General features: G+C 65.3%; 27 protein-coding genes. 5 read left to right on the top strand and 22 right to left on the bottom strand.

The genetic code is table 11. The annotated features are described in order from the left end of the window. Positions 1–104: 104 nt before the first annotated feature. The 4 genes from ccoS to ccoG are packed head-to-tail and all read right to left on the bottom strand — an operon-like array spanning position 105 to position 4,607. Positions 105–260: a cbb3-type cytochrome oxidase assembly protein CcoS gene (ccoS, locus tag VGN93_RS15730; protein ID WP_327508181.1), complete on the bottom strand. Its 156-nt coding sequence runs from the start codon at positions 258–260 to the stop codon at positions 105–107. Further along, entirely contained in the window at positions 257–2,545 is a 2,289-nt protein-coding gene (locus VGN93_RS15735; RefSeq protein WP_327508182.1) for a cation-translocating P-type ATPase, read from the bottom strand. The genes ccoS and VGN93_RS15735 overlap by 4 nt, the downstream gene beginning before the upstream one ends. Then, positions 2,542–3,036, bottom strand: coding sequence for a FixH family protein (locus VGN93_RS15740; RefSeq protein WP_327508183.1), 495 nt, complete (start codon positions 3,034–3,036; stop codon positions 2,542–2,544). The genes VGN93_RS15735 and VGN93_RS15740 overlap by 4 nt, the downstream gene beginning before the upstream one ends. Then, positions 3,036–4,607 carry a cytochrome c oxidase accessory protein CcoG gene (gene ccoG / locus VGN93_RS15745; RefSeq protein WP_327508184.1) on the bottom strand — a complete coding sequence of 524 codons (1,572 nt, stop codon included), beginning with the start codon at positions 4,605–4,607 and terminating at the stop codon, positions 3,036–3,038. Before ccoG ends, VGN93_RS15740 begins: the two co-directional genes overlap by 1 nt. A gap of 228 nt (positions 4,608–4,835) precedes the next feature. Between ccoG and VGN93_RS15750 the strand changes: the two genes are divergently transcribed. From VGN93_RS15750 to VGN93_RS15760, 3 genes are all read left to right on the top strand, one after another. After that, positions 4,836–5,249 (top strand): SRPBCC family protein, encoded by a 414-nt coding sequence (locus VGN93_RS15750; protein WP_327508185.1) that lies wholly within the window; start codon positions 4,836–4,838, stop codon positions 5,247–5,249. Beyond that, a complete protein-coding gene (locus VGN93_RS15755; protein WP_319323303.1) occupies positions 5,246–5,602 on the top strand; it encodes a VOC family protein in 357 nt (118 codons plus the stop codon). The genes VGN93_RS15750 and VGN93_RS15755 overlap by 4 nt, the downstream gene beginning before the upstream one ends. Positions 5,603–5,719: 117 nt before the next feature. Beyond that, on the top strand, positions 5,720–6,457 hold the full coding sequence (locus tag VGN93_RS15760; RefSeq protein ID WP_327508186.1) for a GGDEF domain-containing protein: 738 nt from the start codon (positions 5,720–5,722) through the stop codon (positions 6,455–6,457). Positions 6,458–6,693: 236 nt separating this feature from the next. Here VGN93_RS15760 and ccoP read toward each other — a convergent pair whose 3' ends face one another. From ccoP to ccoN, 4 genes are read right to left on the bottom strand one after another with little or no spacing between them, the layout of a single operon-like run. Then, a complete protein-coding gene (ccoP, locus tag VGN93_RS15765; protein ID WP_327508187.1) occupies positions 6,694–7,557 on the bottom strand; it encodes a cytochrome-c oxidase, cbb3-type subunit III in 864 nt (287 codons plus the stop codon). 2 nt (positions 7,558–7,559) lie between these two features. After that, complete coding sequence (locus VGN93_RS15770) at positions 7,560–7,712, bottom strand: cbb3-type cytochrome c oxidase subunit 3 (RefSeq protein WP_327508188.1); 153 nt, start codon at positions 7,710–7,712, stop codon at positions 7,560–7,562. Positions 7,713–7,724: 12 nt separating this feature from the next. Continuing rightward, positions 7,725–8,456 carry a cytochrome-c oxidase, cbb3-type subunit II gene (gene ccoO / locus VGN93_RS15775; RefSeq protein ID WP_327508189.1) on the bottom strand — a complete coding sequence of 244 codons (732 nt, stop codon included), beginning with the start codon at positions 8,454–8,456 and terminating at the stop codon, positions 7,725–7,727. Positions 8,457–8,466: 10 nt separating this feature from the next. Next, positions 8,467–10,089: a cytochrome-c oxidase, cbb3-type subunit I gene (ccoN, locus tag VGN93_RS15780; protein ID WP_327508190.1), complete on the bottom strand. Its 1,623-nt coding sequence runs from the start codon at positions 10,087–10,089 to the stop codon at positions 8,467–8,469. Between the two features lie 211 nt (positions 10,090–10,300). Here ccoN and VGN93_RS15785 point away from each other — a divergent pair, with 211 nt between their 5' ends. Continuing rightward, positions 10,301–10,783 (top strand): hemerythrin domain-containing protein, encoded by a 483-nt coding sequence (locus VGN93_RS15785; protein ID WP_327508191.1) that lies wholly within the window; start codon positions 10,301–10,303, stop codon positions 10,781–10,783. 1 nt (position 10,784) lies between these two features. Here the strand turns inward: VGN93_RS15785 and VGN93_RS15790 are convergent, their stop codons facing one another. The 8 genes from VGN93_RS15790 to hemN all read right to left on the bottom strand — a co-directional run bounded on the left by VGN93_RS15790 (position 10,785) and on the right by hemN (position 18,693). Continuing rightward, the gene (locus tag VGN93_RS15790; RefSeq protein WP_327508192.1) at positions 10,785–11,411 is read right to left on the bottom strand and encodes a PAS domain-containing protein; all 627 of its coding nucleotides are present in this window, start codon (positions 11,409–11,411) and stop codon (positions 10,785–10,787) included. Positions 11,412–11,734: 323 nt separating this feature from the next. Continuing rightward, positions 11,735–12,664 carry a lipid A biosynthesis lauroyl acyltransferase gene (locus tag VGN93_RS15795; protein WP_327508311.1) on the bottom strand — a complete coding sequence of 310 codons (930 nt, stop codon included), beginning with the start codon at positions 12,662–12,664 and terminating at the stop codon, positions 11,735–11,737. A gap of 10 nt (positions 12,665–12,674) precedes the next feature. Beyond that, positions 12,675–13,703: a zinc-binding dehydrogenase gene (locus VGN93_RS15800; protein WP_327508193.1), complete on the bottom strand. Its 1,029-nt coding sequence runs from the start codon at positions 13,701–13,703 to the stop codon at positions 12,675–12,677. A 149-nt stretch (positions 13,704–13,852) separates the two neighbouring features. Further along, positions 13,853–15,139, bottom strand: a complete 1,287-nt coding sequence (locus tag VGN93_RS15805) for a beta-ketoacyl-ACP synthase (protein WP_327508194.1) — start codon at positions 15,137–15,139, stop codon at positions 13,853–13,855. Between the two features lie 10 nt (positions 15,140–15,149). Then, on the bottom strand, positions 15,150–16,349 hold the full coding sequence (locus tag VGN93_RS15810; RefSeq protein ID WP_327508195.1) for a beta-ketoacyl-ACP synthase: 1,200 nt from the start codon (positions 16,347–16,349) through the stop codon (positions 15,150–15,152). Next, entirely contained in the window at positions 16,346–16,828 is a 483-nt protein-coding gene (locus VGN93_RS15815) for a 3-hydroxyacyl-ACP dehydratase FabZ family protein (protein WP_327508196.1), read from the bottom strand. Before VGN93_RS15815 ends, VGN93_RS15810 begins: the two co-directional genes overlap by 4 nt. 115 nt (positions 16,829–16,943) lie before the next feature. After that, positions 16,944–17,228 (bottom strand): acyl carrier protein, encoded by a 285-nt coding sequence (locus tag VGN93_RS15820; RefSeq protein WP_256115503.1) that lies wholly within the window; start codon positions 17,226–17,228, stop codon positions 16,944–16,946. A 124-nt stretch (positions 17,229–17,352) separates the two neighbouring features. Continuing rightward, complete coding sequence (hemN, locus tag VGN93_RS15825) at positions 17,353–18,693, bottom strand: oxygen-independent coproporphyrinogen III oxidase (protein WP_327508197.1); 1,341 nt, start codon at positions 18,691–18,693, stop codon at positions 17,353–17,355. Between the two features lie 200 nt (positions 18,694–18,893). On the opposite strand from hemN, the gene VGN93_RS15830 reads away from it, so the two are divergent. After that, the gene (locus VGN93_RS15830) at positions 18,894–19,619 is read left to right on the top strand and encodes a Crp/Fnr family transcriptional regulator (protein WP_319323331.1); all 726 of its coding nucleotides are present in this window, start codon (positions 18,894–18,896) and stop codon (positions 19,617–19,619) included. Between the two features lie 14 nt (positions 19,620–19,633). On the opposite strand, the gene VGN93_RS15835 is transcribed toward VGN93_RS15830, so the two are convergent. The 6 genes from VGN93_RS15835 to VGN93_RS15860 all read right to left on the bottom strand — a co-directional run bounded on the left by VGN93_RS15835 (position 19,634) and on the right by VGN93_RS15860 (position 24,823). Continuing rightward, positions 19,634–20,062 (bottom strand): L,D-transpeptidase, encoded by a 429-nt coding sequence (locus tag VGN93_RS15835; RefSeq protein ID WP_256115500.1) that lies wholly within the window; start codon positions 20,060–20,062, stop codon positions 19,634–19,636. A 151-nt stretch (positions 20,063–20,213) separates the two neighbouring features. Further along, positions 20,214–21,194, bottom strand: a complete 981-nt coding sequence (cbiB, locus tag VGN93_RS15840; RefSeq protein WP_327508198.1) for an adenosylcobinamide-phosphate synthase CbiB — start codon at positions 21,192–21,194, stop codon at positions 20,214–20,216. After that, positions 21,191–22,204 (bottom strand): threonine-phosphate decarboxylase CobD, encoded by a 1,014-nt coding sequence (cobD, locus tag VGN93_RS15845; protein WP_327508199.1) that lies wholly within the window; start codon positions 22,202–22,204, stop codon positions 21,191–21,193. The genes cbiB and cobD overlap by 4 nt, the downstream gene beginning before the upstream one ends. Beyond that, complete coding sequence (locus VGN93_RS15850) at positions 22,201–23,508, bottom strand: cobyrinate a,c-diamide synthase (protein WP_327508200.1); 1,308 nt, start codon at positions 23,506–23,508, stop codon at positions 22,201–22,203. Before VGN93_RS15850 ends, cobD begins: the two co-directional genes overlap by 4 nt. After that, entirely contained in the window at positions 23,505–24,347 is an 843-nt protein-coding gene (cobA, locus tag VGN93_RS15855) for a uroporphyrinogen-III C-methyltransferase (protein ID WP_327508201.1), read from the bottom strand. Before cobA ends, VGN93_RS15850 begins: the two co-directional genes overlap by 4 nt. Next, a complete protein-coding gene (locus VGN93_RS15860) occupies positions 24,347–24,823 on the bottom strand; it encodes a cobalamin biosynthesis protein (protein WP_327508202.1) in 477 nt (158 codons plus the stop codon). The genes cobA and VGN93_RS15860 overlap by 1 nt, the downstream gene beginning before the upstream one ends. Between the last annotated feature and the right edge of the window lie 15 nt (positions 24,824–24,838).

Raw genomic sequence — 24,838 nt, forward strand, 5'->3', positions numbered from 1 at the left:
GAAAGAGAGTTTGGAGCTCCGCTCCAGCCGACGTGTTTTGGCATTCAAATCGATTTACGACAAGCAAATGTTTGGTGAAGCAACGCTTTTAGAACCAGTTGAAACTAGCCCGCAGGCTTGTCGTCGCCGTCGTCGAGAACACGCCACGCGGCGCCCTCCACGTCATCGTACTGGCCACTTTTCAGCGACCAGAGAAAGGCGGCAAGGCCGAGCCCACCGAGGAAAAGCGCGATGGGAATGAGGAAGACCAGCGTGTTCATGCGGCTTGCACCATGGGCTCGGCCGGGCGCGCCTCGCCGGCCGCGCGCGCCGCGAAAGCCGGCATCGTTCCGCGCAGCCGCAGCGAGTTGAGCACCACGATGATCGACGACGTGGACATGGCGATGGCGGCGATCAGCGGCGTGGCGTGGCCGAGAATCGCGACCGGCACGGCGATGACATTGTAGCCGACGGCGAGCGCGAAGTTCTGCCGGATCAGGCGACCGGCGCGGCGGGCGGTCTCCAAAGCGAAGGGCACGGCTTCGAGGCTTTCATGCAGGAAGACGAAATCCGCCGCCTGCCGGCCGGCATCCGCCGCCGTAGCCGGCGCCATGGAGACATGGGCGGCGGCCAGCGCCGGCGCATCGTTGATGCCATCGCCGACCATCAGCACACGATGGCCATCGGCCGCGCGTTCGGCGACGGCCTGCGTCTTTTCCCGCGGCGAGAGGGCTGAACGCCAGCGGCCGATGCCGAGCAGGCCGGCAATGCGGGCGACGGCGGGCGCACGGTCGCCGGAGAGGATTGCCATCTCGATTCCGTCCTGCTTCAGGGTCTGAATGGTTTCCGTGGAACCGGCGCGCAAAGAATCCTCGAAGCGGAAGGTTTCTAGCTCCACGCCGTCGCGCGACAGCACGACCTCGGACAGCCCATGGTCCTCCGTGCCCGTCACCGCCTTGCCGCAAGCGAAGGCGCGGTTGCCGAGACGGAGCAGGCCCTGCGGTGTTGCGGCTTCGAGACCGCCGCCGGCAATCTCCGCCACCGCATCTATGACCGGCATCGGACCGGCATTGGCGCCCGCAAGCGCCACCGAGAGCGGATGGCGCGAATGGGCGGCGAGTGCTGCGGCAAGCGCCAGATGGCCGCGGGTGACCCTATCGCGATCGACGAGGCGCGGCTTGCCGAGCGTCAGCGTGCCGGTCTTGTCGAAGACGGCGGTGTCGATTTCGGCAAGCCGCTCCATGGCCGAACCGTCCTTCACCATGACGCCGCCGGCAAAGAGCCGCCCCGCCGCGACGACCTGCACGACGGGCACGGCAAGGCCGAGCGCGCAGGGGCAGGTGATGATCAGCACGGCAATGGCGACGAGCATGGCGTGTTTCCAATCACCATCGTAAAGGCCCCAGCCGAGGAAGGCGGTGAACGCCAGCAGATGCACCGCCGGCGAATAGATCTGCGCCGCGCGATCCGCGATGCGGCGATAACGCGCCCTGCCCCCTTCGGCGGCCTCCATCAGGCCGATGACCTCCGACAGGAACGAATTGCGCGCCGTAGCGACGACCTCGACCAGCAGCGAGCCCGTGAGATTCATCGCGCCGGCTTCGAGCCGCGTGCCGGGCGTGGCGGCGAGCGGATCGCTCTCGCCGTTGACGATCGAGCGGTCGACATCGCTGGCGCCGGACAGCACGCGGCAATCGACGGGGATGCGTTCGCCGGCTGCGATAGAAAGATGTTCGCCGATGGCGATCTCCTCGACCGGCCGATAGTCGCGCGTGCCATCCGCCCGCACCACCATGGCGCCACGCGGCGAGAGGCGGGCAAGCCCGGTGATCGCCGAACGGGCACGGTCGCGCATGACATGGTCGAGCGTGCGGCCGATGAGCAGGAAGAACAGCAGGCTCACCGTCGCATCGAACCAGGCATGTTCCGCGCTGTGCAGCGTCTCCCACAGCGAGACCACATAGGAGAGCGTGATGGCGAGCGCGATCGGCACGTCCATGTTGGTGCGGCCGTGGCAGAGCGCCTTCCACGCCGACTGGTAGAAGAAGCGGCCGGCATAGATCAGCGTCGGGCCGGCGATGAAAGCGGAAATCCAGTGGAACAGGTCGCGCGTCGCGGCCTCCGCGCCCGACCAGACGGAGACCGAGAGCAGCATGATGTTCGTCGCGGCGAAACCGGCGACGGCGACGGCGCGGATCAGCTGGTTGCGCAGGTGGTCGTCGCCCTCGGCGGCCAGCGAGAAGAGATGCGCATCATAGCCGGTGGCCTCGATCGCGGCGGCGATCGCCTGCGGATCGGTCCGCCGCCCCTCGACCGCCTCTTTCCAGACCACGGAGACGCGGCGCGTGGACAGGTTCACGCGCGCCCGCTCCACTTCCGGCAGCGCGTTCAGCGCGCCCTCGATGGTCGAGATGCATGCGCCGCAGAACACGCCGGGCACGCTGAGATCGCTCTGGCGCAGCCCCTCGCCGACCGGGCGGCTGGCGAGCATCAGTTCCTCCGAGGAGGGCAAAGCCGCGCGCGCCGCCTCGACGGCGCCTTCCGTGCCGGGTGCGCAGCAGCTCATTGCACGCCCCCGCCAGCAACGGTGCGGATCGTCTGGTGGAAAACCTTCGCCCCGTCCCGCTTCGTGCTGATATCGACGATCCACTGGCCCGCCGGCACGGCGTATTCCGCCACGAAAAGCCCCTGCCCGGCCGGCTGGAGATCGACGGAAAAGTCCTTGCGTTCGTCCACCGGCCGCTTGAACACGGCCAGGACGTCGTCGGCGACGATCGCCCCGCCCTTCGCATCGACGACCGTGTAGGTGATGCGGTTGCCCTCGATCGTCAGGCTGCCCTCGATGCCGCTGGCCGCAAGCGCCTCGGCTTCCGCCACCTTGCCGTTGAACTGCTGGCTGGCGACATAGGTGTTCGGCACGACAAGGCCACTCCAGCTGTGCGAGGCGTTCCAGGCCATGATCAGGTTGACGGTGATGATCGTGCCGAAGAACAGCACCATGACGCCGAGCATGTGCCAGCCGGTAAAGACGAAATCTTGTTTGTGTTGCGTAGCCATCATTTCGCTCCCGGCGTGTTGAAATTGGCGGAATAGACGTCGCGTTCGTGGCCCTGCCGGTCCTCGGCGATGATGCGGAAACCGTCGGCCGCCTCCGCGAGGCGATCCTTCGGCAGCGTCACAAACACGCGGACCGCCGTGACCTTGTCCGGATCGGCGGGGATATCGACGCTCCTGCTATCGGCGCTGTCGTGGCCCGCGACCTTCATGGTGGCGCCCGGCATGCCCTCGATCGACACGGTGATGACGCGCGGCTCGGGGATCATGTTGAGCAGCTTCACGGCATAGCCGTTGCGCACCGAGCCGTCCGATTCGAGCACGAATTGCGGATTGCGGTCGTGGATGACGTTGAGATCCAGCCGGTCGCGCGACAGCAGTGCGAAGACGAGCGCGAGCCCGGCCAGCGACCACACACCGAAATAGACAAGCGTGCGCGGGCGAAAGATGATGCGCCAGTCGAAATGGCGGATCTTGTCGCTGAAACGCCCTCTAGCGTCCCGCACGCGCCTGGGATCGATTGCCGTCGTGCCGCCTGCGGTGGCGAGCGCCATGTTGCTCGAATAATCCGACAGCGTGGCATAGGCGATCAGGCCGCGCTCCCGGCCGAGCTTGTCCATCACGTTGTCGCAGGCATCGATGCAGAGCGCGCAGGTGATGCATTCCATCTGCTGGCCGTCGCGGATGTCGATGCCCATGGGACAGACGACGACGCAGGCGTTGCAATCCACGCAATCGCCGACGCTCTCGCCGGCAGCCGCCGCCTTTTTCGTGTGGCGCGTGCGCGGCTCGCCGCGCCAGTCGTTGTAGGTGACGACCAGCGAGCTTTCATCGAGCATTGCCGCCTGAATGCGCGGCCAGGGACACATATAGGTGCAGACCTGCTCGCGCATCAGCCCGCCGAAGACATAGGTGGTGGCCGTCAGGATGGCGACCGTCATGTAGGCAACCGGCGGCGCCCGAAGCGTCGCGAAATCGACGAGCAGGGTCGGCGCATCGGCGAAATAGAAGATCCACGCGCCGCCGGTCGCGACCGCGATCACCAGCCAGATGGCGTGTTTGCTGACGCGCTTCCACACCTTGTCCAGCGTCCACGGCCCGGCATCGAGCTTGATGCGCGCATTGCGATCGCCCTCGATCGCCCGTTCCACCACAAGGAAAAGGTCGACCCAGACGGTCTGCGGACAGGCATAACCGCACCAGGCGCGTCCGACGGCGGAGGTGACGAGGAAGAGCCCGAAGCCCGCCATGACGAGCAGGCCCGCCACGAAGAAGAACTCCTGCGGCCAGATCTCGATGAAGAAGACGTAGAAGCGGCGGCCGGCGAGATCGACGAGCACGGCCTGGTCCGGCGCATGCGGGCCGCGGTCCCAGCGGATCCACGGCGTCAGGTAGTAGATGCCGAGCGTCACCAGCATGACCAGCCATTTGAACTGCCGGAACCGCCCCTCCGCGCGCTTCGGGAAGATCTTCTTGCGCTTCTCGTAAAGCGGCTTGCGAACCTTCGCCGAATTGACGGGTTCGGCGTCATGGCGCTCGACGGAATTGTAGATCGTGGTGGTAGTCTGTTGCATGGCTTCTGCGGCACCTGTCGTTGTGCCACCACAATGACGCCAACAAACCCGGCCATCGTTGATGTAAGTCAAGTTTGCGGCAGGGCACGGCGTGGCGGGTTGCCGCAGTGCTGGCGCTGCCCAGCCTGACGCCGGGCGAAATCCTGCGGCAGATGCGCGGTTGACTGTCCGTTTCGTTAAAGACTTCGCTTGCCGATCGCGTATGGTTCGCACCGAAGGAGACAACCGATGACCATGCCCGCCCGCATCATCCACCGGACCATCCAGCGCGACTGGCGCGCGGTCTATGCCTTTGCCGCCAAGCCGGAAAACATGCCGCTCTGGGCGTCCGGCCTCGCCTCCGGCCTGACGCGCGACGGCGAGGACTGGATCGCCGATGGCGGCCCGATCGGCAATGTCCGCGTGCGCTTTGCGCCGCCGAACGATTTTGGCGTGGTGGACCACACGGTAACGCTACCGAGCGGGCTGGTGGTGGAGAACGCGCTGCGCATCGTGCCGAATGGCGATGGATGCGAAGTCATGTTCACACTGCTGCGGCAGCCGGATATGGACGATGCGGCCTTCGCGTCGGACGCGGCACATGTGACGCGCGACCTCGAGGCGCTCGCAAAACTGATGGAACAGGAGGAGACACCGCGATGAGCAGCAGAGGCGCGGATCGCAAGATCGACTATATCGAATTCAACGTCGCGGATATCGCCAGGAGCAAGGCTTTCTACGGCGATGCCTTCGGCTGGACCTTCACCGACTACGGCCCGCAATATTGCGAATTCCAGGACGGTCGCCTCACCGGCGGCTTCACGACGACCGCGCCGGTCAATGCAGTTGGCGGGCCGCTCGTCATCCTCTTCGCGGACGATCTGGAAGCCATCTTCGGCCGCGTGGAAAAGGCGGGCGGGACGATCGTCAAGCCGATCTTCGACTTTCCGGGCGGCCGGCGTTTCCAGTTCACCGATCCGGACGGCTACGAGCTTGCGGTCTGGTCCGACCGCTAGAATGCCTTCCGTTGCGTCAATGTGATCGCCGGAAGACTTTTATCGAAGCAATTCAGGCTTTTTCAATCAGACGCTCCTAGTGACAAGCCCGCGATCAACAATTGGCGCGGGCTCGTTATGTACAAAATCCTGGGCAAGGCATTGGCGGTGGGGGTGCTCTCCACGCTGGCATCGCTGATGATCAGCTTCGCCTTCGTTCCCATGATGGGCGGCAAGGTGGCGGGCGCCGGCCTCGTCATGACGATCGTCTGCCCGATCGCCATCTCCATCCCGGCCTCGCTGGTGCATTTCTACCTGGCGGAAAAGGTACGCTCGGCGAACGCCGCGCTGGCGCAGGCCAAGGACGAATTGGCCGACGCCTATGCCCGCCTGCAATACCAGGCGCAGCGTGATGCCCTGACCGGCGTCTTCACCCGCGCAACCTTCATGGCAGCGCTCGATGAACGCAGCCGCGCCGGCGCGCATGGCGGCCTGCTCTTTCTCGATGTGGATCACTTCAAGTCGGTCAACGACCGCTTCGGCCACGCGGCCGGCGACGAGGCGCTCTGCCGCATCGGCACCCTGCTGTCCCGGCTGGTCGCGGAAGACGATCTGGTCGGCCGGCTCGGCGGCGAGGAATTCGCCGTCTTCCTGCACGCGGCCTCGCCGGAGCGCATGCTCGATCGTTCGCAGGCGATCCGCGAGGCGGTGGAAGCCGTCGACCTGCGATCGCAGGAGGGAATACGGATCGCGCTCGGCATCAGCATCGGCGCCTTCCATTGCGCGCCGCGTTTCGATCCGGTGGAGGCGCTCGCCGCATCCGACCGCAATCTCTACCGGGCAAAATCGGCAGGCCGGAACACGGTCGTCGCGTGAGCGCCGTAAAAGGCGAAGGCCGCGCAAACCCGCGGCCTCGGTTTGTTGAAAAACCTCCCGTCACACTCTCCCGTCATCCTCGGGCCTGTCCCGAGGATCTGCCGACATCTCAAAAAAATCAAGACGTTGCAGATGCTCGGGACAGGCCCGAGCATGACGGAAGAGAGGTTGGCGGACTTTGTCGGCAGTCTGGGGCCGCGCAAACCCGCGGCCTTGCCGTTCGGAACGCGCGGCGCTTACTCGCCGCCGCCGAGCGAATGCACGAAGACGGCGAGCTGCTTGACCGCCGGGTCTCCCAAGCGGGGCAGCCAGGCGGGCATGACGCCGTGTTTCGGCGACTTGACCTGCGCGGCGATGGCGGCCTCGCCCTCGCCCTTCAGCCAGATGGCGTCGGCAAGGTCGGGGGCGCCCATCTCGCGGTTGCCCTTCGCGTCGTCGCCGTGGCAGGCGGCGCAGTTATCGGCGAAAATCTGCTTGCCGGGCGCGATGTGGCTCGCATCCGATGGGGTACCCGTCAGGCTGACGACATAGGCCGCGACCTGCTTGATCTCATCGGGCTGGAGGATGTCGCCATAGGCCGGCATTTCCGAGATGCGGGTCTCGTCGTCGCCGGGATGCCGGATGCCGTGGGCGATCGTCTGGTAGATGGCGTCCACCGTGCCGCCCCAGACCCAGTCGTCGTCGTTGAGGTTCGGGAAGCCGGCGGCACCGGCAGCACCCGAACCGTGGCACTGAGCACAGTTGACCTTGAAGGCCGAGGCGCCGCCGGCAATCGCGAATTGCGAGAGCTGCGGGTCGGCCATGATCTCCTGAAGCGAGGATTTGGCGATCCGGTCGACAAAACCGGCCTGGGCTTGCCTGGCGCCGGCAAGGTCCGTCGCGATCGTGCCGCGGCTCGACCAGCCGAGCATGCCCTTGGTCGTGTCGGAGATCAGCGGCCAGGCCGGGAAGGCGATCGTGTAGCCGATCGCCCAGAGGATTGTCGCGTAGAATGTCCAGACCCACCAGCGCGGCATCGGGTTGTTGAGTTCGCGGATGCCGTCCCATTCGTGACCGGTGGTTTCGACGCCCGAGATGTCGTCAATGTGTTTCTCGGCCATGATCAGTCCTCCTTGAGGGGGATTTCGGCGGCCCGCTCGGCGGCCTTGCGGGCGCCGGGGCGAAGGGTGAAGACGACGACGGCGAGGAAGAACAGCGTCATGCCGAGAAGCCCCCAGCTGTCGGCGAAGTGGCGCATGGCGGTATAGGTTTCCATAGGGGGGCCTCCTCAGCGGTAGCCGCTGGCATCGTCATAGGTGGAGAAATCCACCAGCGTGCCGAGCATTTGCAGATAGGCGACAAGCGCATCCATTTCGGTGAGCTTCCTGGGATCGCCGTCGAAATCGCCGAACTTGGCCTTCGGATAGCGGGCCTCGATGCCGGAGGTATCGGCATTCGGGTCGGCCTGCGCCTTCATGTCGGCCTCGGCGTTTTCGAGCATCTCGTCCGTATAGGGCACGCCGACGGCGCGGTTTGCCGAGAGGTGCATGGAGATGGTCTTCACCTCGAGCGGCGTCTCCTTGAGGAAGGCGTAGCTCGGCATCACCGATTCCGGCACGACCGAGCGCGGCTCGATCAGGTGCTGGACATGCCACTCGTTCGAGTAGCGGTCGCCGACGCGGGCGAGGTCCGGCCCGGTACGCTTCGAGCCCCACTGGAACGGGTGGTCGTACATCGATTCCGCGGCAAGCGAATAATGCCCGTAGCGCTCCACCTCGTCGCGGAACGGCCGGATCATCTGGCTATGACAGACATAGCAGCCTTCGCGGACGTAGATGTCGCGCCCGGCGAGCTCCAGCGGCGAGTAAGGTCGCATGCCCTCCACCTTCTCGATGGTGTTTTCCAGGTAGAAGAGCGGCGCGATCTCAACGATGCCGCCGATGGTGACCACGAGGAGCGAGCCGACGAGGAGAAGCGTCGCGTTGCGTTCGAGGATGGCGTGTTTATCAAGAATGGACATCGGGTCCCTCCTATTCGGCCGGCTGAAGCGCGGGCGCAGCCCCCGGGATCGGGGCCTCGTCACGCTGGTAGCCGAGGATTGTCATGGTCACGTTCCAGGCCATGATGAGCGCACCCAGGAGGAACAGCCCACCGCCGACGGCGCGCAGCACGTAGTAGGGAAGCATGGCCGCGACCGTTTCGGCGAACGAGTAGACGAGGAAACCCTGCTCGTCGTATTCGCGCCACATCAGGCCCTGCTGGATGCCGGCGACCCACATGACGGCGGCGTAGACCACGATGCCGAGGGTGGCGAGCCAGAAGTGCCAGTTGACCATGCGGATCGAGTAGAGCCGTTCACGATTCCACAGTTTCGGAACGAGGAAGTAGATCGCGCCGAAGGTGATGAGGCCGTTCCAGCCGAGGGCGCCGGAATGCACGTGGCCGATCGTCCAGTCCGTGTAGTGGCTGAGCGAGTTGACCGACTTGATCGACATCATCGGGCCTTCGAAGGTCGCCATGCCGTAGAAGGCGACGGCCATGACCATCATGCGCACGATCGGGTCGGTGCGGATCTTGTCCCAGGCGCCCGCCAGCGTCATCAGGCCGTTGATCATGCCGCCCCACGAGGGCATCCAGAGCATGATCGAGAAGACCATGCCGAGCGTCTGCGCCCAGTCGGGCAGCGCCGTATAGTGCAGGTGGTGCGGGCCGGCCCAGATATACATGAAGATCAGCGCCCAGAAGTGGATGATCGACAGCCGGTAGGAATAGACCGGGCGGTTCACCTGCTTCGGGATGAAGTAGTACATCATGCCGAGGAAGCCGGCGGTTAGGAAGAAGCCCACGGCATTGTGGCCGTACCACCATTGCGTCAAAGCATCCTGCACGCCGGAGAAGGCCGAGTAGCTCTTCACGCCGAGGAACGAGACGGGGATGGCCAGGTTGTTGACGATGTGCAGCATGGCGATCGTCACGATGAACGACAGGAAGAACCAGTTCGCCACGTAGATATGCGGTTCCTTGCGCTTGATGATCGTGCCGAGGAACGCAACGAGATAGGCGACCCAGACGACGGTGAGCCAGATGTCCACGTACCATTCCGGCTCGGCATATTCCCTGCCCTGCGTGATGCCGAGCAGATAGCCGGTGGCGGCCATGACGATGAAGAGCTGGTAGCCCCAGAACACGAACCAGCCGAGATTGCCGCCGAAAAGCCGGACGCGCGAGGTGCGCTGCACGACGTAGAAGGACGTCGCGATCAGCGCATTGCCGCAGAAGGCGAAGACAACCGCCGAGGTGTGCAGCGGGCGAACGCGGCCGAAATTGAGCCAGGGCTCGATGGTGAGATCGGGAAAGGCCAGTTGCAGCGCCACGACGACGCCGACCAGGAAGCCGACGATGCCCCAGAACACCGTCGCGATGACGCCGTACTTGACGACCTCGTCGAAATAGCCGTCGTCATCCGAATGCGACGTGGCGGCGACGGCGGGCGCAAAGGAAATGCGCCGCACCATGAAGAGCGTGCTGGCGAGCAACACGAAGAAGAGAACCCACATATGGGCCTCGAAGAGCCTGTCCTCGGCAAAGGCCGCGCCGAGCAGCGCGATGAACGCGCCCACGGCCAGCACGATCGTTTCCGTCATGAATTTCATCGTTGGCATCCCCCAACCGGTCAATTTCCCGCTCAAGCCGGCTCCCTCGCGGAGCAGGCCCTTGCGCTCGATCGAGGCTTCGCAGATGCGCAGGCGAGCATCCTTGACATGGATCAAGGCAGCGGACGGAAGCCGGCGGCATCAAAGGGACAGGTTGACGCAGCCGCGCGTCGCACGGCGCCGCGGCCCTTCCCAAACGAGGAAGCACGAGATGACGGACTATGCAGATATCGCCCGGCTGCTTTCGGACCGCCCGACGGACACGGTTTCGCTGGACTGGCTGAAGAAGGCCCATCACGCCCAGTTGACGCTCTGCACGGCGCTGGAGGAAATCGCCGACAGCCTGCCGGCAAACATCAACCGGCAGAAATGCATCTATGCGGCGAAATCCCTGATTCCGCTGGTCAATGGCGTGCATCGTTATGAAGAGGAGGCGCTGTTTCCGCTGCTGGAAAGCCTGCGCGCCCATGACGGGGAACTGGCCGGCGCCATCGCGCGGCTGAAGTTCGAACATGTCGAGGACGAATGTTTCGCGGAGGAGCTGACCGACACGCTGACGCGGCTCGGCAGCGGCGACGGCACCGTCAACGCGGAAGCCGCGGGCTACATGCTCCGCGGCTTCTTTGAATCGATCCGGCGCCACATCGCCTTCGAACAGCAGTTCATGCTGCGCGGCACCGGGCTCGCATCGTAGCTCAGGCCGCGATCGGCCCGCGCGCGTCCAGCGTTTCCTGGAGCACGAGGATGGCGCCGAGCACATTTCCGGCGGCCGACATGCAGGGCGTCATGCGGCAGCGGGTGATGGAATTGCTCCGGCGCGGCGACATGTAGTCATATTCCACCACCTCGCCCGCAAAACACCGGTCCAGATGCTTCTTCACGCGGCTCTCGAAACGCTGCATGCCGATGAATTCCACGATATGGCGCCCCACGAGGTCGATGGGCTTCTCGCTGAAACGCTCGGCATTGAGCGGGTTTGAATAGAGATAACGATAATCCGTCGTGATGACGGCCACGCGATCCGGCAGGCTGTCGAGGATCGCCTCGTTCAACAGACCGTCCTCCACCACGCGCGGCGTGGCGACAGGGCGCGCGACCTCCGGCATGTCCACGCGGAAGGGCTGCGCGGCCTCGTCGGTGCCGAAATAACGATCCAGCAAGAGCTTGAAACTATGCGCCTGCCGGAGCACGCAGGCCCTGTCTTCCGATTCCTCGCGCAGGAGGTCCACCACGAATTGGAACTGGAAGCGGAGTTCGGAGACGTCGCGGGCCTCCCTCTGCAAAACGGCCGCCAGGGCCGGCTCGATTTCTCTGTCCAGCATGGAAACGAGCCTTTCGTTTCCGACCTTCACGGCATGCTGGAGTTGCGAATACTTAAACCAGAACAACTCTACAAGAGCTTTCAATTCTTGCTCCCTGAATTGCTGAACTCTACAGCAATTTCATAACTACACTACTTAAACCTTCTGGAAAGGGGATATGGTTTCGATATTTCCTCCCGAAAATATGCCGTCCAAAGCGCTTCAATTAGCAAAATGGTAACAGCGTATGGAGGGATGTCAAACCCTTAATTAGCCCAAAGTCGTATAATCTGGAATAATGAATACGTTCAGATTTAGAATACAAAGAAAGAAATCGTGAGCAGTCAAGTAATAAGGCTGCGCTTGATATTCCACCGGTCGTGGTACCACAACCATTGACCGGGATATTCCCGCACCCACTGCTCCACCTTGTCGTTCAGCATCTGCGCGGTCGCATCGACATCGACGGCGCCGTTCTCCTTGCGGGGCACCGTCATCGCCGGTTCCAGTTCCAGGCGATAGCGGTTGCCGGGCAGGCGGATGCAGCGGGCGGGATAGACCTCGCAGTCGAACTGGCGCACGAGTTTTGCGAGCAGCGGGTTGGTCTGCACGTCGCGGCCGAAGAATTTGGTGTGCAGCCCCTTGTTGAACTTCTGATCGACCAGCACGCCGACCGGGCCGCCGGAATCCAGCTTGCGGGCGAGCGTAAAGGAGGAACCGGCATGGGACGGCACCAGGTGGCCCATGCGCGCGCGGCGGAATTCGAACACCTTTTCCGCGACATAGGGGTTGTTCGGCGGCCGGAAGAGCACCGTCACGTCGAGCCCGAAGGCCGCCCCCGCCACCGGCAGCAGCTCGAAATTGCCGGTATGCGCGGTGAAGACGATGAAGGGCCGCGGATTGTCGCGCAGATCCACGAAGAGCGGAATGCCGGAGACCTCGATACGTCCGGGCGTCGGGCGCGCGGGATCGAAGTCGAACAGCCGGTCGAGGAAGACATATTCGGCGGCAAGCCGGCCCATATTGCCCCAGGCATCGAGCGCGATCGCCTCGATTTCGGCATCCGACTTCTCCGGGAAGGCATTGCGCAGGTTGGTGAGCGTCAGTTTGTGGCGGCTCGTCTTCGGGCCGATCCAGCGCGCGAAGCGGTCGGCGAAGTTGATGGCGCCATCCGCCGGCAGCAGCTTCAGGAGGTTGAGCAGGCCGAAGGCGAACTGCGCCACCAGCCATTGCTTGGTGTTCCTTGCCGCCAGAACCAGGCGTGTGACGACCATCCGCACCGGGTCAGTCCAGCCTCAGGACGATCTTGCCGAAAATCTGGCGCGATTCCATGCGTTCCAAAGCGGTTGCGATACCGTCGAAGGTGATTTCCGTGTCGATGACCGGGTACACGAGGCCGCGCGCCATCTTCTGCATGGCATTCGCCATGTTCTCCATGCGGCAGCCGAAGGAGCCGAGCAGCTTCAATTGCTGCTGGAACAGCATCATCAGGTTCATGTCGGTCGAGATGCCGGAGGTGGAGCCGCAGGTGACCAGACGCCCACCGCGCTTCATGCAGAGCATCGAGCCCGCCCAGGTATCCTTGCCGACATGTTCGAAGACGACGTCGACGCCCTTCTTCTTCGTCAGCTTGCGCACGACGCCTTCAAACCGGTCTTCGCGGTAGTTGATGACGTGATCGGCGCCGAGCGCCTTGGCCCGTTCGATCTTGTCGTTCGAGCCGACGGTGGTGATGACGGTGCAACCGATCTTCTTGGCGAGCTGGATGGCGGCGGAGCCGATGCCGGAGCCGCCGGCATGCACGAGGATCGTCTCGCCCGGCTCGAGCTTGGCATTGTCGAATAGCATGTGCTCGACGGTGCCGAAGGTGACGGGGGCAAGGGCGGCCGCGACCGCATCCACGCCGGGCGGTGCCGGCACGAGCAGGCGGGCGGGAAGGTTCACCTTCTCCTGCGCGAAACCATCGAGGTGGAAGCCATGCACGCCGCCGACATGTTCGCAGAGATTGTCGCGGCCTTCGCGGCAGGGCTTGCAAAGCCCGCAGGTCCGCGCGCCATAAATCGAGACGAGCTGGCCGGGCAGCACGCTGGAGACGCCGGGGCCAAGCGTCTCGACGACGCCGGCCGCTTCCGCGCCGATGACCAGCGGCATCTTGCGCTTGGCGAAGGCCATGCCGCGCCAGCCCCAGACGTCGATATGGTTGAGCGCCACGGCTTTGACCCGCAACGTGACCTCGCCGGGACCGGGTGCGTCCGGTTCCGGAATATCGGTCAGTTCGAGTTTGCGGTCGTCGAGAAGCTGCAGGGCACGCATGATATTTCGCTCTTTCTTCCACTTAGACCATCGTCATGCTCGGGCTTGTCCCGAGCATCTGCCAGCGGTCATTGCGTAGCGTCGGTAGATCCTCGGGACAAGCCCGAGGATGACGGTAAAAAACACCTCGTCTCGAACTCGACAGGTGTCTAGGCCGGTTCGGCCGTCATGACGAGGCTGGCGTTCTGGCCGCCAAAGCCGAAGGAGTTGGAGAGAACCGCGGTGACGCGCGCATCGCGCTTCACGTTCGGCACGACGTCGAGCACGATCGCCGGGTCGGGGTTCGTGTAGTTGATGGTCGGCGGCAGCGTGCCGGTCAGCATGGTCTGGATGGAGAACACCGCCTCGACGGCACCCGCCGCCGTCAGCGTATGGCCGATCATCGACTTGTTGGACGAGACCGGAATGCCCGCAAGCTTGTCGCCGAAGACGGTCGACATGGAGAGATATTCCATCTTGTCGTTTTCCGGCGTCGAGGTGCCATGCGCATTGATATAGCCGATGCCGCTCTCGTCGATTCCGGCATCTTCCAGCGCCGCGCGGATCGTCGCAATCGCCGGGCCGCCATCCGGCGAGGAGCGCGTGCGGTGGAAATGGTCGGCCTTCTCGCCGCAGCCCTTGAGGATGCCGAGCACTTTGGCGCCACGGGCAATCGCCGATTCCAGCGATTCCAGCACGAGCGTCGCCGCACCCTCGGCAATGACGAAACCGTCGCGATCCTTGCTGAAGGGCTTTGAGGCCCTGGTCGGCGGGTCGTTCTGCGTCGACAGCGCGGAAAGCAGTGCGAAGCGGATGAGGGCCTCGGCCGTCACCGAGCCATCGGTGCCGACGGTCAGCGCGCGGTCGGTACGGCCCTGGCGGATCGCCTCGACGCCGAGCTGGATGGCCGTAGCGCCGGAGGCGCAAGCCGTGGAGAGCGTGACCGGCAGCCCGCGCGTGCCAAAACGATCGGCAAGGCGCTCGGAAATCGCGCCGAAAGCCCAGGCCTCGTGCAGCGCAGGCTCGGGCTTTCCGCGCAGCACGGAGAGGAAGCGGTCATAGGCATCGCCCGGACGCTGCGAGGGCGGGGCGCGGTCGGCGAGCGCGAAGCGGTCGCTCCAGTCCGGCTCGATCGGCGGAGCGGCGAGGAAGAGCGGGCCGCCGAAATCGCCGGACAGGCCGGCCTGCGCCAAAGCCTCGTCCGTCGTCTCGCGGGCATAGGCGAAGGAACGCTCGACCGGGTTTTCGACGGGAAGGTCTATAAAATCAACGGTGCCGGAAATACGGGTGTTGAGCCCTTCGACCGGAAAACGCGTGATGCCGTGGATGCCCGAGACGCCGCCGGTCAGCGCCGCCCAGTTGTCCTTGAGCCCCTGTCCGAGCGAGGTGATGACGCCCATGCCGGTAATGGCGACGATCGGGCGACCGAGATGATCCCTGTAAGCGGCTTTCGTCATGGCCGTAACCTCACTTCTCTGCGACAAGAATTGCGACGCCCTCGCCGCGCGAATGACCGACCGTGGTCACGACCGCGGCGCGCGCGGGCGCACTCATGGCCGCCTCGGCCGCCGCATCGAACGGAGCGACCTCGAGACCGGCGCCGAGCGTCAGCGCGGCAAGTGCCAGCCCAAGCGGAAACTGCGCTTCGAGCGCCTGGCCCGTGACGGCGCTGAAGCCGCGCACCGGGCTGCCGGGAAAGCGTTGGTCGAGCCAGGCCCTTTCCCGTGCCGTCGGGTCATGCTGGCCGGAGGCGCCGGAAAGGATAAGGGTGTCGGCGCCGGCCGTTGCCCCTTCGGCGAGCCGGTCGAGGCGGGCTTCCAGCCGCCCCTCGTCGCGCGAACCGCGGTCGCCGCCGATGGCATCGATCGTCGCATAGATGCGCGCGTTGCGGGCCTCTGCATGCGCCCGGGATTCGAGCATCAGGAAGGCCGCCGCCGTGCCGGTGATGATGCCGCCGCCGGCATCCTCGTCGCGCGACCAGAGCGGCGCCCAGCCGCCGGTCGCATGCGCGCCGATGGCCTCATAGAGCAGGATGACGTCCTGCCGCTCGGCGACGAGAGCGCTGCCGACGAGCGTATGCGTCGACTGGCCGGAGCGGATGCGGTGGAAGGCGGTCTCGACGGCGCTGATGCCGGCCGCCTCCTCGCCCATGAAGGTGCGCGAGGAGCCGGTGACCTTGTGCACGATGGAAATATTGCCGGCGAGCAGGTTGGAAAGCTGGGCGAGGAACAGCGTCGGGCGAAGCTCGGTGGTCAGCTTCTCGTTGAGCAGCCGCTCGCGGTCGTTGCGCTTCAGGCCCTCGTCGACGATCAGCGAATCGACCGCGATGTCGCGTTCGCCACCGCCGGCCGCGACGATCATGTCCATCGTGCCGCAGGCCTCCGCATCGTCCTTGAAGCCGGCATCGTCGAGCGCGAGGCCGGCGGTGAAGACGCCGAGGCGCTGCCAGTTCTCCATCTGGCGCTGGTCGCCGCGCTTGGGGATCTGCTGGTTCCAGTCGATCTCCGGCATCGGATGCACCGGATAGGGCGCGAAACGTTCCGTCTCGATCTTCAGGTCCGGCGCCGTCGCGGCACCGAGGATCGCCACATGCGCCTCGGCCCCGACACCCTGACAGGTGACGATGCCGACGCCGGTGATCACCACATCGTTGTTCGCCATGCTCACTTTCCTTCCGCAGACGCTTCGAGCGCCTCGAACAAACCCACCTCGCCCGCGCGCTTGCGCACGATATCGCCGAGCGGCACCTCGGCGAACGGCACGGTGCGCAGCTTCAGCTGCGCGTCGCAGACCTTCTTGCCGGCAGACGTTATCTTCGCCTTGGTCACCGCATAACCCGACCCGTCATGCTCCAGCACCGCCTCGATGTCGAGCACGGCGTCCGGCTCGACGAAGGTGCGCATCTTGGCGCCGTCGACGGTCATCAGGAAGGGCATGGCCGCAAAATCGGTGGCCGCCAGCACGAGGAAGCCGGAAGCCTGCGCCATCGTCTCGATGAGCAGCACGCCCGGAACGAGCGGCATACCGGGGAAATGGCCCTCGAAGACGGGGCTTTGCGCGGGCACGACCGAGCGGGCGGTAAGCCTGCGGCGCGCGCCGTCGACGGCTTCCACGCGATCGATCATCTGGAAATATTCGAGCAGCATCGGGGTATCACCTCCGGCAAGGTCCGGAAATCGAAAGGCCTGCCGAAGTCGGCAGGCCGCGAGCCAAAGGCACCGGGATCGTCCGGTCAATCCCGCCGAGGCGGGCGCCGTAACCTCAAGCCTTGGCGGCCCGAAGTTCGTCGATCTTGGCGCAGAGGTTCTTCAGGACGAAATACTCTTCCGTCGCGACCTTGCCTTCGTTGACTTCCTGCGTCCACTGTTCCAGCGGAATCTTGATGCCGAATTCCTTGTCGATCGCGAAGACGATGTCGAGGAAGTCCAGGCTGTCGATGCCGAGATCGTCGATCGTGTGGCTGTCAGGCGTGATCGTCTCGCGATCGATCTCGCTCGTCTCAGCAATGATGTCGGCAACCTTGTCGAATGTAGCAGTCACGCCCATACCTCATGAATCTTTGGTCGCGCGATCCTATAGGGAAAACCGACGCAATTGCCAATGGGGTTTGATGAGGGCCCTGCGCAGTCGGCGATGCTGTGTTGCGCAAACAGCATGCCACAACCGACGGTCAGACCGCAGTGGAGTGCCGGCCACGGCCGCTGGCGAGGTGCGCGTCGAAAATGGCGGCGACCGTACGGGCGAAGGGCCGGCCGGTCGCGGTCAGGAGAAAGCGGTCCTCCTCGATGCGGCAGAGGCCGTCCCTGTCGGCGGCCGCAAAGCCGGACGCTTCGGCGCGGATGGTGCGGCGAAACGCCGGCGGCAGGTCCGCAAAGGAGAAGCCGAAATCGCACATGACGCGTTCGATCACCCAGGCGCGGGCGCGGTCCTCTTCGGTCAGTGCATAGCCCCGCACGGCCGCTAGACCACCCTCCTCCACCCGGCGCAGATATTCGCCCGTCGCCGGCATGTTCTGGATATAGCCCTGCGGCAGCTGGCCGATGGAGGAGGCGCCAAGCCCGATCAGCGCATCCGCCTGGTCATCGGTATAACCCTGGAAATTGCGCCGCAGCGTGCCTTGCCGGGCCGCAACGGCGAGCCGGTCGGCGGGAAGCGCGAAATGGTCGATGCCGATCGCCTCGTAGCCCGCCGCCATCAACATCTCCGCCGCCATCGTCATCTGGTGGAAACGGGCAACGACGCCAGGCAAGCTCGCCTCGTCGATCATCGTCTGGTGCTTCTTCATCCACGGCACATGGGCATAGCCGAAGAGCGCGATGCGGTCCGGCGCCAGCGAGATGACCGCGCGCACGGTTTCCGCCAGCGTTTCCATCGTCTGGTACGGCAACCCGTAAAGAACGTCGCAATTGACCGAGCGCACGCCCCGCCCCCGCGCCGCCTCCACCACGCCGCGCGTCTGTTCGAAGGTCTGGATGCGGTTGATCGCTTTCTGCACTTTTGGATCGAAATCCTGGATGCCGAGGCTGGCGCGCGTCATCCCGATTTCGGCAAGTGCGTCGTGGCGGGCCTCGTCGAGATCGTTCGGGTCCATCTCGACGGAGATGTCCGCATCGCTCACGAAGGCGAAGTTTTGCGCCAGACAGGCCTTGAGCGCGACCATGTCCTCCGGCCGCAGCAGTGTCGGCGAGCCGCCACCGAAATGCAGCGCGGTAACGGGTGCATCCCGCGAAACCCGGCCACCGACCGCGGCGATTTCGGCGTGGAGCCCCTTCAGGTAGGCCTCGACCGGCTCGTAGCGCAGCGTCTGCTTGGTGTGGCAGGCGCAGAACCAGCAGAGCCGGTCGCAATAGGGAATGTGCGCATAGAGCGACAGCCGATTGTCCCGCCCGAGCAGGTCGAGCCAGTCCGCATAGACCTGCGTACCGATACTATCGTTGAAATGCGGCGCGGTCGGATAGCTTGTATAGCGCGGCACTGGCGACGAAAGGCGTTCTACGAGGGCATCCTGCATGGTCATCTCCTTGCTCGCCAAGGCAAATAAACCCGAAATGGCGGCCGCCATTTGATTTTGATCAAGTGAAAGCCGGAATGACTCGGCTAGGATTTGACAATAGTCAGGAAGCGCCATTTTGCCGCGAGGCGGCACGCTTTATGTTCCTGTCTGCGTGCGGTAGCACCGCCATATGCGCCGCAAGGCGAAAGGAAGCCGATATGGAAATTCGCCGCCAAGATATCCATAATTCCGATATCCCCCTTGTCTGCCGCGCCTGCGAGGCGCGCCATGGCGGCGTATGCGGCGTGCTGACGGCCGAGCAGCTGACCGAGCTCAACAAACATTCCTCCCGCCACCGGCTGGACAGCGGCGCCGAAGTGATCGGCCAGGGCGAGACGGTGGTGAACTATTCCAACATCATGCGCGGCGTGGTGAAGCTGACGAAGGTGATGGCGGATGGCCGCCAGCAGATCGTCGGCCTGCAGTTCGCGCCCGATTTCCTCGGCCGGCCGTTCCTTGCCGAAAGCGCGATCTCGGCGGAAGCGGCGACCGAAAGCGAGATCTGCAATTTCCCGCGCAACGTGCTCGACCGACTGGTCAAGAGAACGCCGGAGCTGGAGCACCGGCTGCACCAGCAGGCGCTGAAGGAGCTGGACGAGGCGCGCGACTGGATGCTGACGCTCGGCCGCAAGTCGGCGCAGGAGAAGGTCGCGAGCTTCCTTTATCTCATTGCCACCCATATCGACCCGGAAAGCCTCGACATGTCCTCGTTCGACCTGCCGCTGTCGCGCGCCGATATCGCCGATTTCCTCGGGCTGACGATCGAGACCGTCAGCCGCCAGTTCACCAAGCTGCGCAAGGAAAACGTCATCCGCATCGAGAACAACCGCCACGTCACGGTTCCCGACATGGACCGGCTGATGCGCCACGCCGGCAACGACTGAGGCCGACGCGCGCGTCAGCGCGTGATGACGATGCGCGTGTTGGAAAGCCCGCTGCGGTTCGCCATCTGGTAGAACGTCGCCGCATTGTCCGGCGAAAGCCGCACGCAGCCATGCGAGGCCGGCCTGCCGAGGCGCTTGGTCTCGTAGGTCGCGTGCACCGCATATCCCCCCTTGAAGAAGATCGCGAAGGGCATGGGCGCATTGTTGTACTTGCGCGAACGATGGTTGCGCGACGCCCATTTCGCGCTCCAGGCACCGGTCGGCGTGCCATAGCCCTTGCGGCCGGTGGAGACGCGCCAACGGTGTTTTACGACGCCGTTCTGAGTAACGGTCATGGTTTGCGAAGAAAGGCTGATCTGCGCGGTAATGTTGGCGGCAAGTGCGGTCTGGGTTTGAAACAGTACAAGAAGGAATGCGACTGCGGTCGCAAATAACTTACGCATGACTTCCCCTCGAAACGATTGGCATGGCTTGAACGCCATGTCTCACAGCGAGACAGAATATAGACGTTTCAGCCTTCCGCAATATTGACGGGGGTGGCGAAAAGAAAACGAAGTTAAGCTGTAAAATTTTAGTGAAGTGCGGCCCGGTCGCTCAAAGCAGAGCGGAAAGAAGCGCCGCCAGCAATACAACAGCCGCAAGAGCAGCACAGGCTGCGGAAAATATCCGCAAGGACAGATCGATATCCGCGATCGTCACCACGGTGCGGCCGCTCGCATTCATCATCGGCTCGTCGACGCGCGTGCCGCCGTAGATGCGCGGGCCGGCAAGGCCGATGCCGAGCGCCCCGGCCATGGCGGCTTCCGGCCAGCCGGAATTCGGCGAGCGATGCAGGCCGCTGTCGCGCAGCGCCGTGCCGATGGCCGCCCGCGGCGCCGCCCGGCTTTTGTGCAGCCAGGCGCCGGCGGCGATGAAGGCGATCGACAGGCGTGCGGCCGGCCAGTTGGCAAGGTCGTCCAGCCGGGCGGAGGCCCAGCCGAAATCGAGATATTTCGCGTTCTTGTGGCCGATCATCGAATCGGCCGTGTTCAGCATCTTGTAGGCGAAGAGGCCGGGCAGGCCGAACAGCGCATACCACAGGGCCGGCGCCACGACGCCGTCGGAAAAATTCTCCGCAAGGCTCTCGATGCCCGCCCGGCAGACCGCCGGTTCGTCGAGCGTCGCCGGATCGCGCCCGACGATCATCGACACCGCCTGGCGCCCACCGTCGAGGCCGCCACGCTTGAGGCCACTCGAGACGGCCCGCACGTGGTCGTAGAGGCTCTTCTGGGCGAGGAAGATCGCAACGACGACGATCTCGACGACGGCGCCGACGAGCCCGAGGGGGCCGAGAAGCCGGTGCACGAGGACGCCGAGGAAGACGCTTGCCGCAATCAGCACGGCAATCCCGACAGCGCCATTGAAACGCTTGGTATCGGCAGAGAGGCGTTTTCCGTTGAAGAGCTTGTCCATCAGCCCGATCGCCCGGCCGAACAGCACGACCGGATGCGGCACGCGCCGCCAGATCTTGTCCGGATCGCCGACGAGGCGATCCAGCACGAGGGCGAAGAACAGCAGGAAAAGCGTCTCCGTCATCGGCCGGCCATCCCCTCCGCCAGCGCCGCTGCAAGCCGGACATCCCCTGCGGCATCCGGTGTCAGACCGAAGCGCAGCCAGTGCGGATTGTAGTCGAACGGCCTGACAAGGGTATGGCGGAGGCACAGCGCTTCGTGGAGGGTTGCGGCATCCGCATGCTCCACCAGCGAGAAGAGGCCCGTGCCTCCGACGACCGCGAGGCCCGCGCCGGTCAGCACCGCATCGAGCGCCGCCTTGCGCGCCGCGATGGAGCGGCCGATGGCGGCGGTGTCGGACCCCATCAGACGGGTCGCGATGGTGAGCGCCGGGCCGGAGACGGCCCAGGGGCCGAGCCCGTCCTCGATACGCTCGACCACCGCCGTCTCGCCGATCACGAAGCCGAGGCGCAGGCCCGCGAGGCCGAAAAACTTGCCGAAGGAGCGAAAGACGAGAAGCCCCGGCCGGCCATCGCCGGCATACGGCGCGATGCAGCTTTCCGGGCGCATGTCGCCGAAGGCCTCGTCGACGACCAGCAGGCCGCCCTCGCCCGCGACGCGGGCATGCAGGTCGAGCAGCGTCTCGCGCGAAAACAGACGGCCGTCCGGATTGTTCGGGTTGACGACGATGACGAGGCCATGCGCGCCCGTCACCTCAGCGGGGCTGGCGACGCGATCCACCGGCACGCCGGCATTGCCGAGCACGCGGGCATATTCGCCATAGGTCGGCGAGAACACGGCGGCGCGACGGCCGGCGGCGACGAGACGCGGCAGAAGCTGGATGACGGATTGCGTACCGGCAACCGGGAGCGGCAGCGCATTGGGCGTGCCGTAAAAGCGGGCGGCGGCGGCGCGGGTTTCGTCCTGCCGGTGGCGATCCGGCAGGCGGTGCCAGGCGGTGATGTCCACTTCGGGGAGAATAGCGGGATTAGGGTTGATGCCGGTGGAAAGGTCGAGCCAGTCCTCCGGCCGGCCGCCGTAACGCGCGGCCGCCGCGGCAATGCCGCCGCCATGCACGATGCGCGGCGCGGTCATGCGGCCTCCGGCGCGAGGTCGATCAGGTGCATGTAGGAGCCGCCGACGCCGCCGCGCCGTAGCCCGGCCTCGCCGAGGTCGTCGCCCATCGCATCCGTCACGGTAAAGAGGCGCTCCGCTTCTCCTTCGTGCACGACCGTCGAATAGTGGAATTCGTGCGCCGTCATCGGCGCGGCAAAGCCGCTGCCCTCAAGCGGCATGACGCGGCGATAGCCGAGATGGCGGCGACGTTCGGCAAAGCTGGTGACGAGCGGCAGCAGGCCGAGCATCTCGTGGCGGGAGCCATCCGCCGCAACCAGAGCCTCCCCCAGAACCATATACCCCCCGCATTCGCCATAGATACGCGCCCCCCGGCGCGCCGCCGAATGCATGCCTAGGCGGAAATGGCCGGCATTGGCAAGAGCGGCCCCATGCAGTTCCGGATAGCCGCCGGGCAGATAGATCGCATCGGCACCAGCGCCCGGCGCCTCATCGGCCAGCGGCGAGAAGAAGGAGAGGCTTGCACCGGCCCCGCGCCAGCCGATCAGCAGGTGCTCGTAGGAGAAGGCGAAAGCGACATCCTGGGCGATGGCGATGTGCTGGCCGAGCGGCGGCAGGCGCGAGACGGACGGCGCCGGCGCCGGCGGGGTCCGTGTTGAGGCCACCGAAACCAGCCGGTCGAGGTCGCAGCAGCGCTTCACCACATCCGCCGCATGCGCGATAAAACTTTCCAGCCGGCCATGCTCGCCCGCCTGCACGAGGCCGAGATGGCGCTCCGGCAGGGCGAGCGCCGGATCCCGCTCCAGCACGCCGAAAATCTCGATGCCGCTTGCCTCCAGCGCGCCGCGCAGCATCGCCTCGTGCCTGATGCTGCCGACCTTGTTGAGGATGACGCCGGCAACCTGGATATCGCGGCGGAAATCCCGGTAGCCCAGCACCATGGCCGCGACCGACTGGGACAGGCGGCTGCAATCGACGACGAGCACGACCGGCAGGCCGAGCGTCGCGGCAAGATCCGCCGGTGCGCCCGTGCCGTCGGCGGCCCCGTCGAAGAGGCCCATCATCGCCTCGATGAGCAGGAAATCCCCCGCGCCGGCCTGCGTCGCGGCATTGTCGCGGATGAGCGCCGGGCGCATCGCCCAGGGATCGTAGTTGAGGCAGGGCTTGCGGCTGGCGGCGGCGTGGAAGGCCGGGTCGATATAGTCCGGCCCCGCCTTGCCGGAGACGAGGCTAAGGCCGGCATCGGCCAGCGCGCGCGCCAGCCCCAGCGTCACCGTCGTCTTGCCGGAGCCGGACGCGGGCGCGGCGATGAGCAATCCGCTCATGCCTGGTCCTTCATCTCGTGCGAGCGAAACGGATCGGGCGCCAACGTGCGGCCCGCCGTCAGGGCGCCGAGCCAGTCGAGCGAGGGCCGCAGCCGCACGACCTCGCCGACGACGACGATGGCGGGCGGCTCGATGCCGGCGGCGGCGACATCCTTCTCGGCGCGGGCAAGCGTCGTTTCCAGCACCTGCTGTTCGGCGGTCGCGGCATTGCAGACGAAGGCGACCGGCTCGTCCGGTGAGCGCCCTCCGGCGATCAGGTTGGCGGCGATCTGGCCGATATGTTTCATCGCCATATACATGACGATGACGGGGGAGCCCTTGGCGATGCCTTCCCAGTTGATGCGGTCCGGCACGAGGCCGGAGGAATCGTGGCCCGTCAGGAAGGTGACGGCGTGGTTGACCTCCCGGTGGGTGACCGGGATGCCGGCATAGGCAAGCCCGCCGATGCCGGCCGTGATGCCCGGCACGATGCGGAAGGGTATGCCATGTTCGACCAGCGTCAGCGCCTCCTCGCCGCCGCGCCCGAAGACGAAGGGATCGCCGCCCTTCAGCCGCAGCACGCGGTGGCCGGCGCGCGCCAGTTCGACAAGCCGCAGCGAAATGTCCCGCTGCTTGTGCGAGGGTTTGCCCCCGCGTTTTCCGGCGAATTCCAGCACGGCGCCGGCGCGCGCCAGCGACAGGCACTCGGCATTGACCAGCGCATCATGCACGATGACATCCGCCTGCTGAAGCGCATTGGCGGCATGCAGCGTCAGCAGGCCCGGATCGCCCGGCCCGGCGCCGACGAGCCAGACGCTGCCTTTTTCCATCGACGGAAGGGCGGAAAACAGGGTCTGCATCAGGCGTGGTCCCGGCTTGAATCAAGGGAGGAGGAGACGGAATCACTTAAAGAAGAATCCCCCGTAAACGATTGGAAAGATTCCGCGATCGCCACGGTCGCATGCGCCGACTTCGTCTTCTCGACGATCAGCCTGCCGCCTGCCCCGGCCTGCGCCAGCGCCGCCGCCTCGGCAACACCATGGCAGCCCGTATGGGCGAAGACGACCGCCGACGGATTGGCAAGTCGCGGCGTCTCCGCCTCAAGGCGTGCCGCCGGGAAGGTCACGAGGCGGGCCGAAAAATGCCGCGCGACGGCATGCATGGCCGGCTCGTCGGCGCGCACATCCAGCGTCGCAACAAAGACGACGTCCGAGGGGCGCACGACGACCGACATGGCAAGATCGATGAGTTCGGCGGGGGACGTGCCGCGTTCGCAGCCGAGGCCGAGCACGAGCGATCGTCGTCCGGCGTCCCCTGATGTGGCCTCTTGGCGCATTGGCGGTCTCTCGCA

Origin of the sequence: Shinella sp., from assembly GCF_035998705.1 — a bacterium.
Classification (GTDB): domain Bacteria; phylum Pseudomonadota; class Alphaproteobacteria; order Rhizobiales; family Rhizobiaceae; genus Shinella.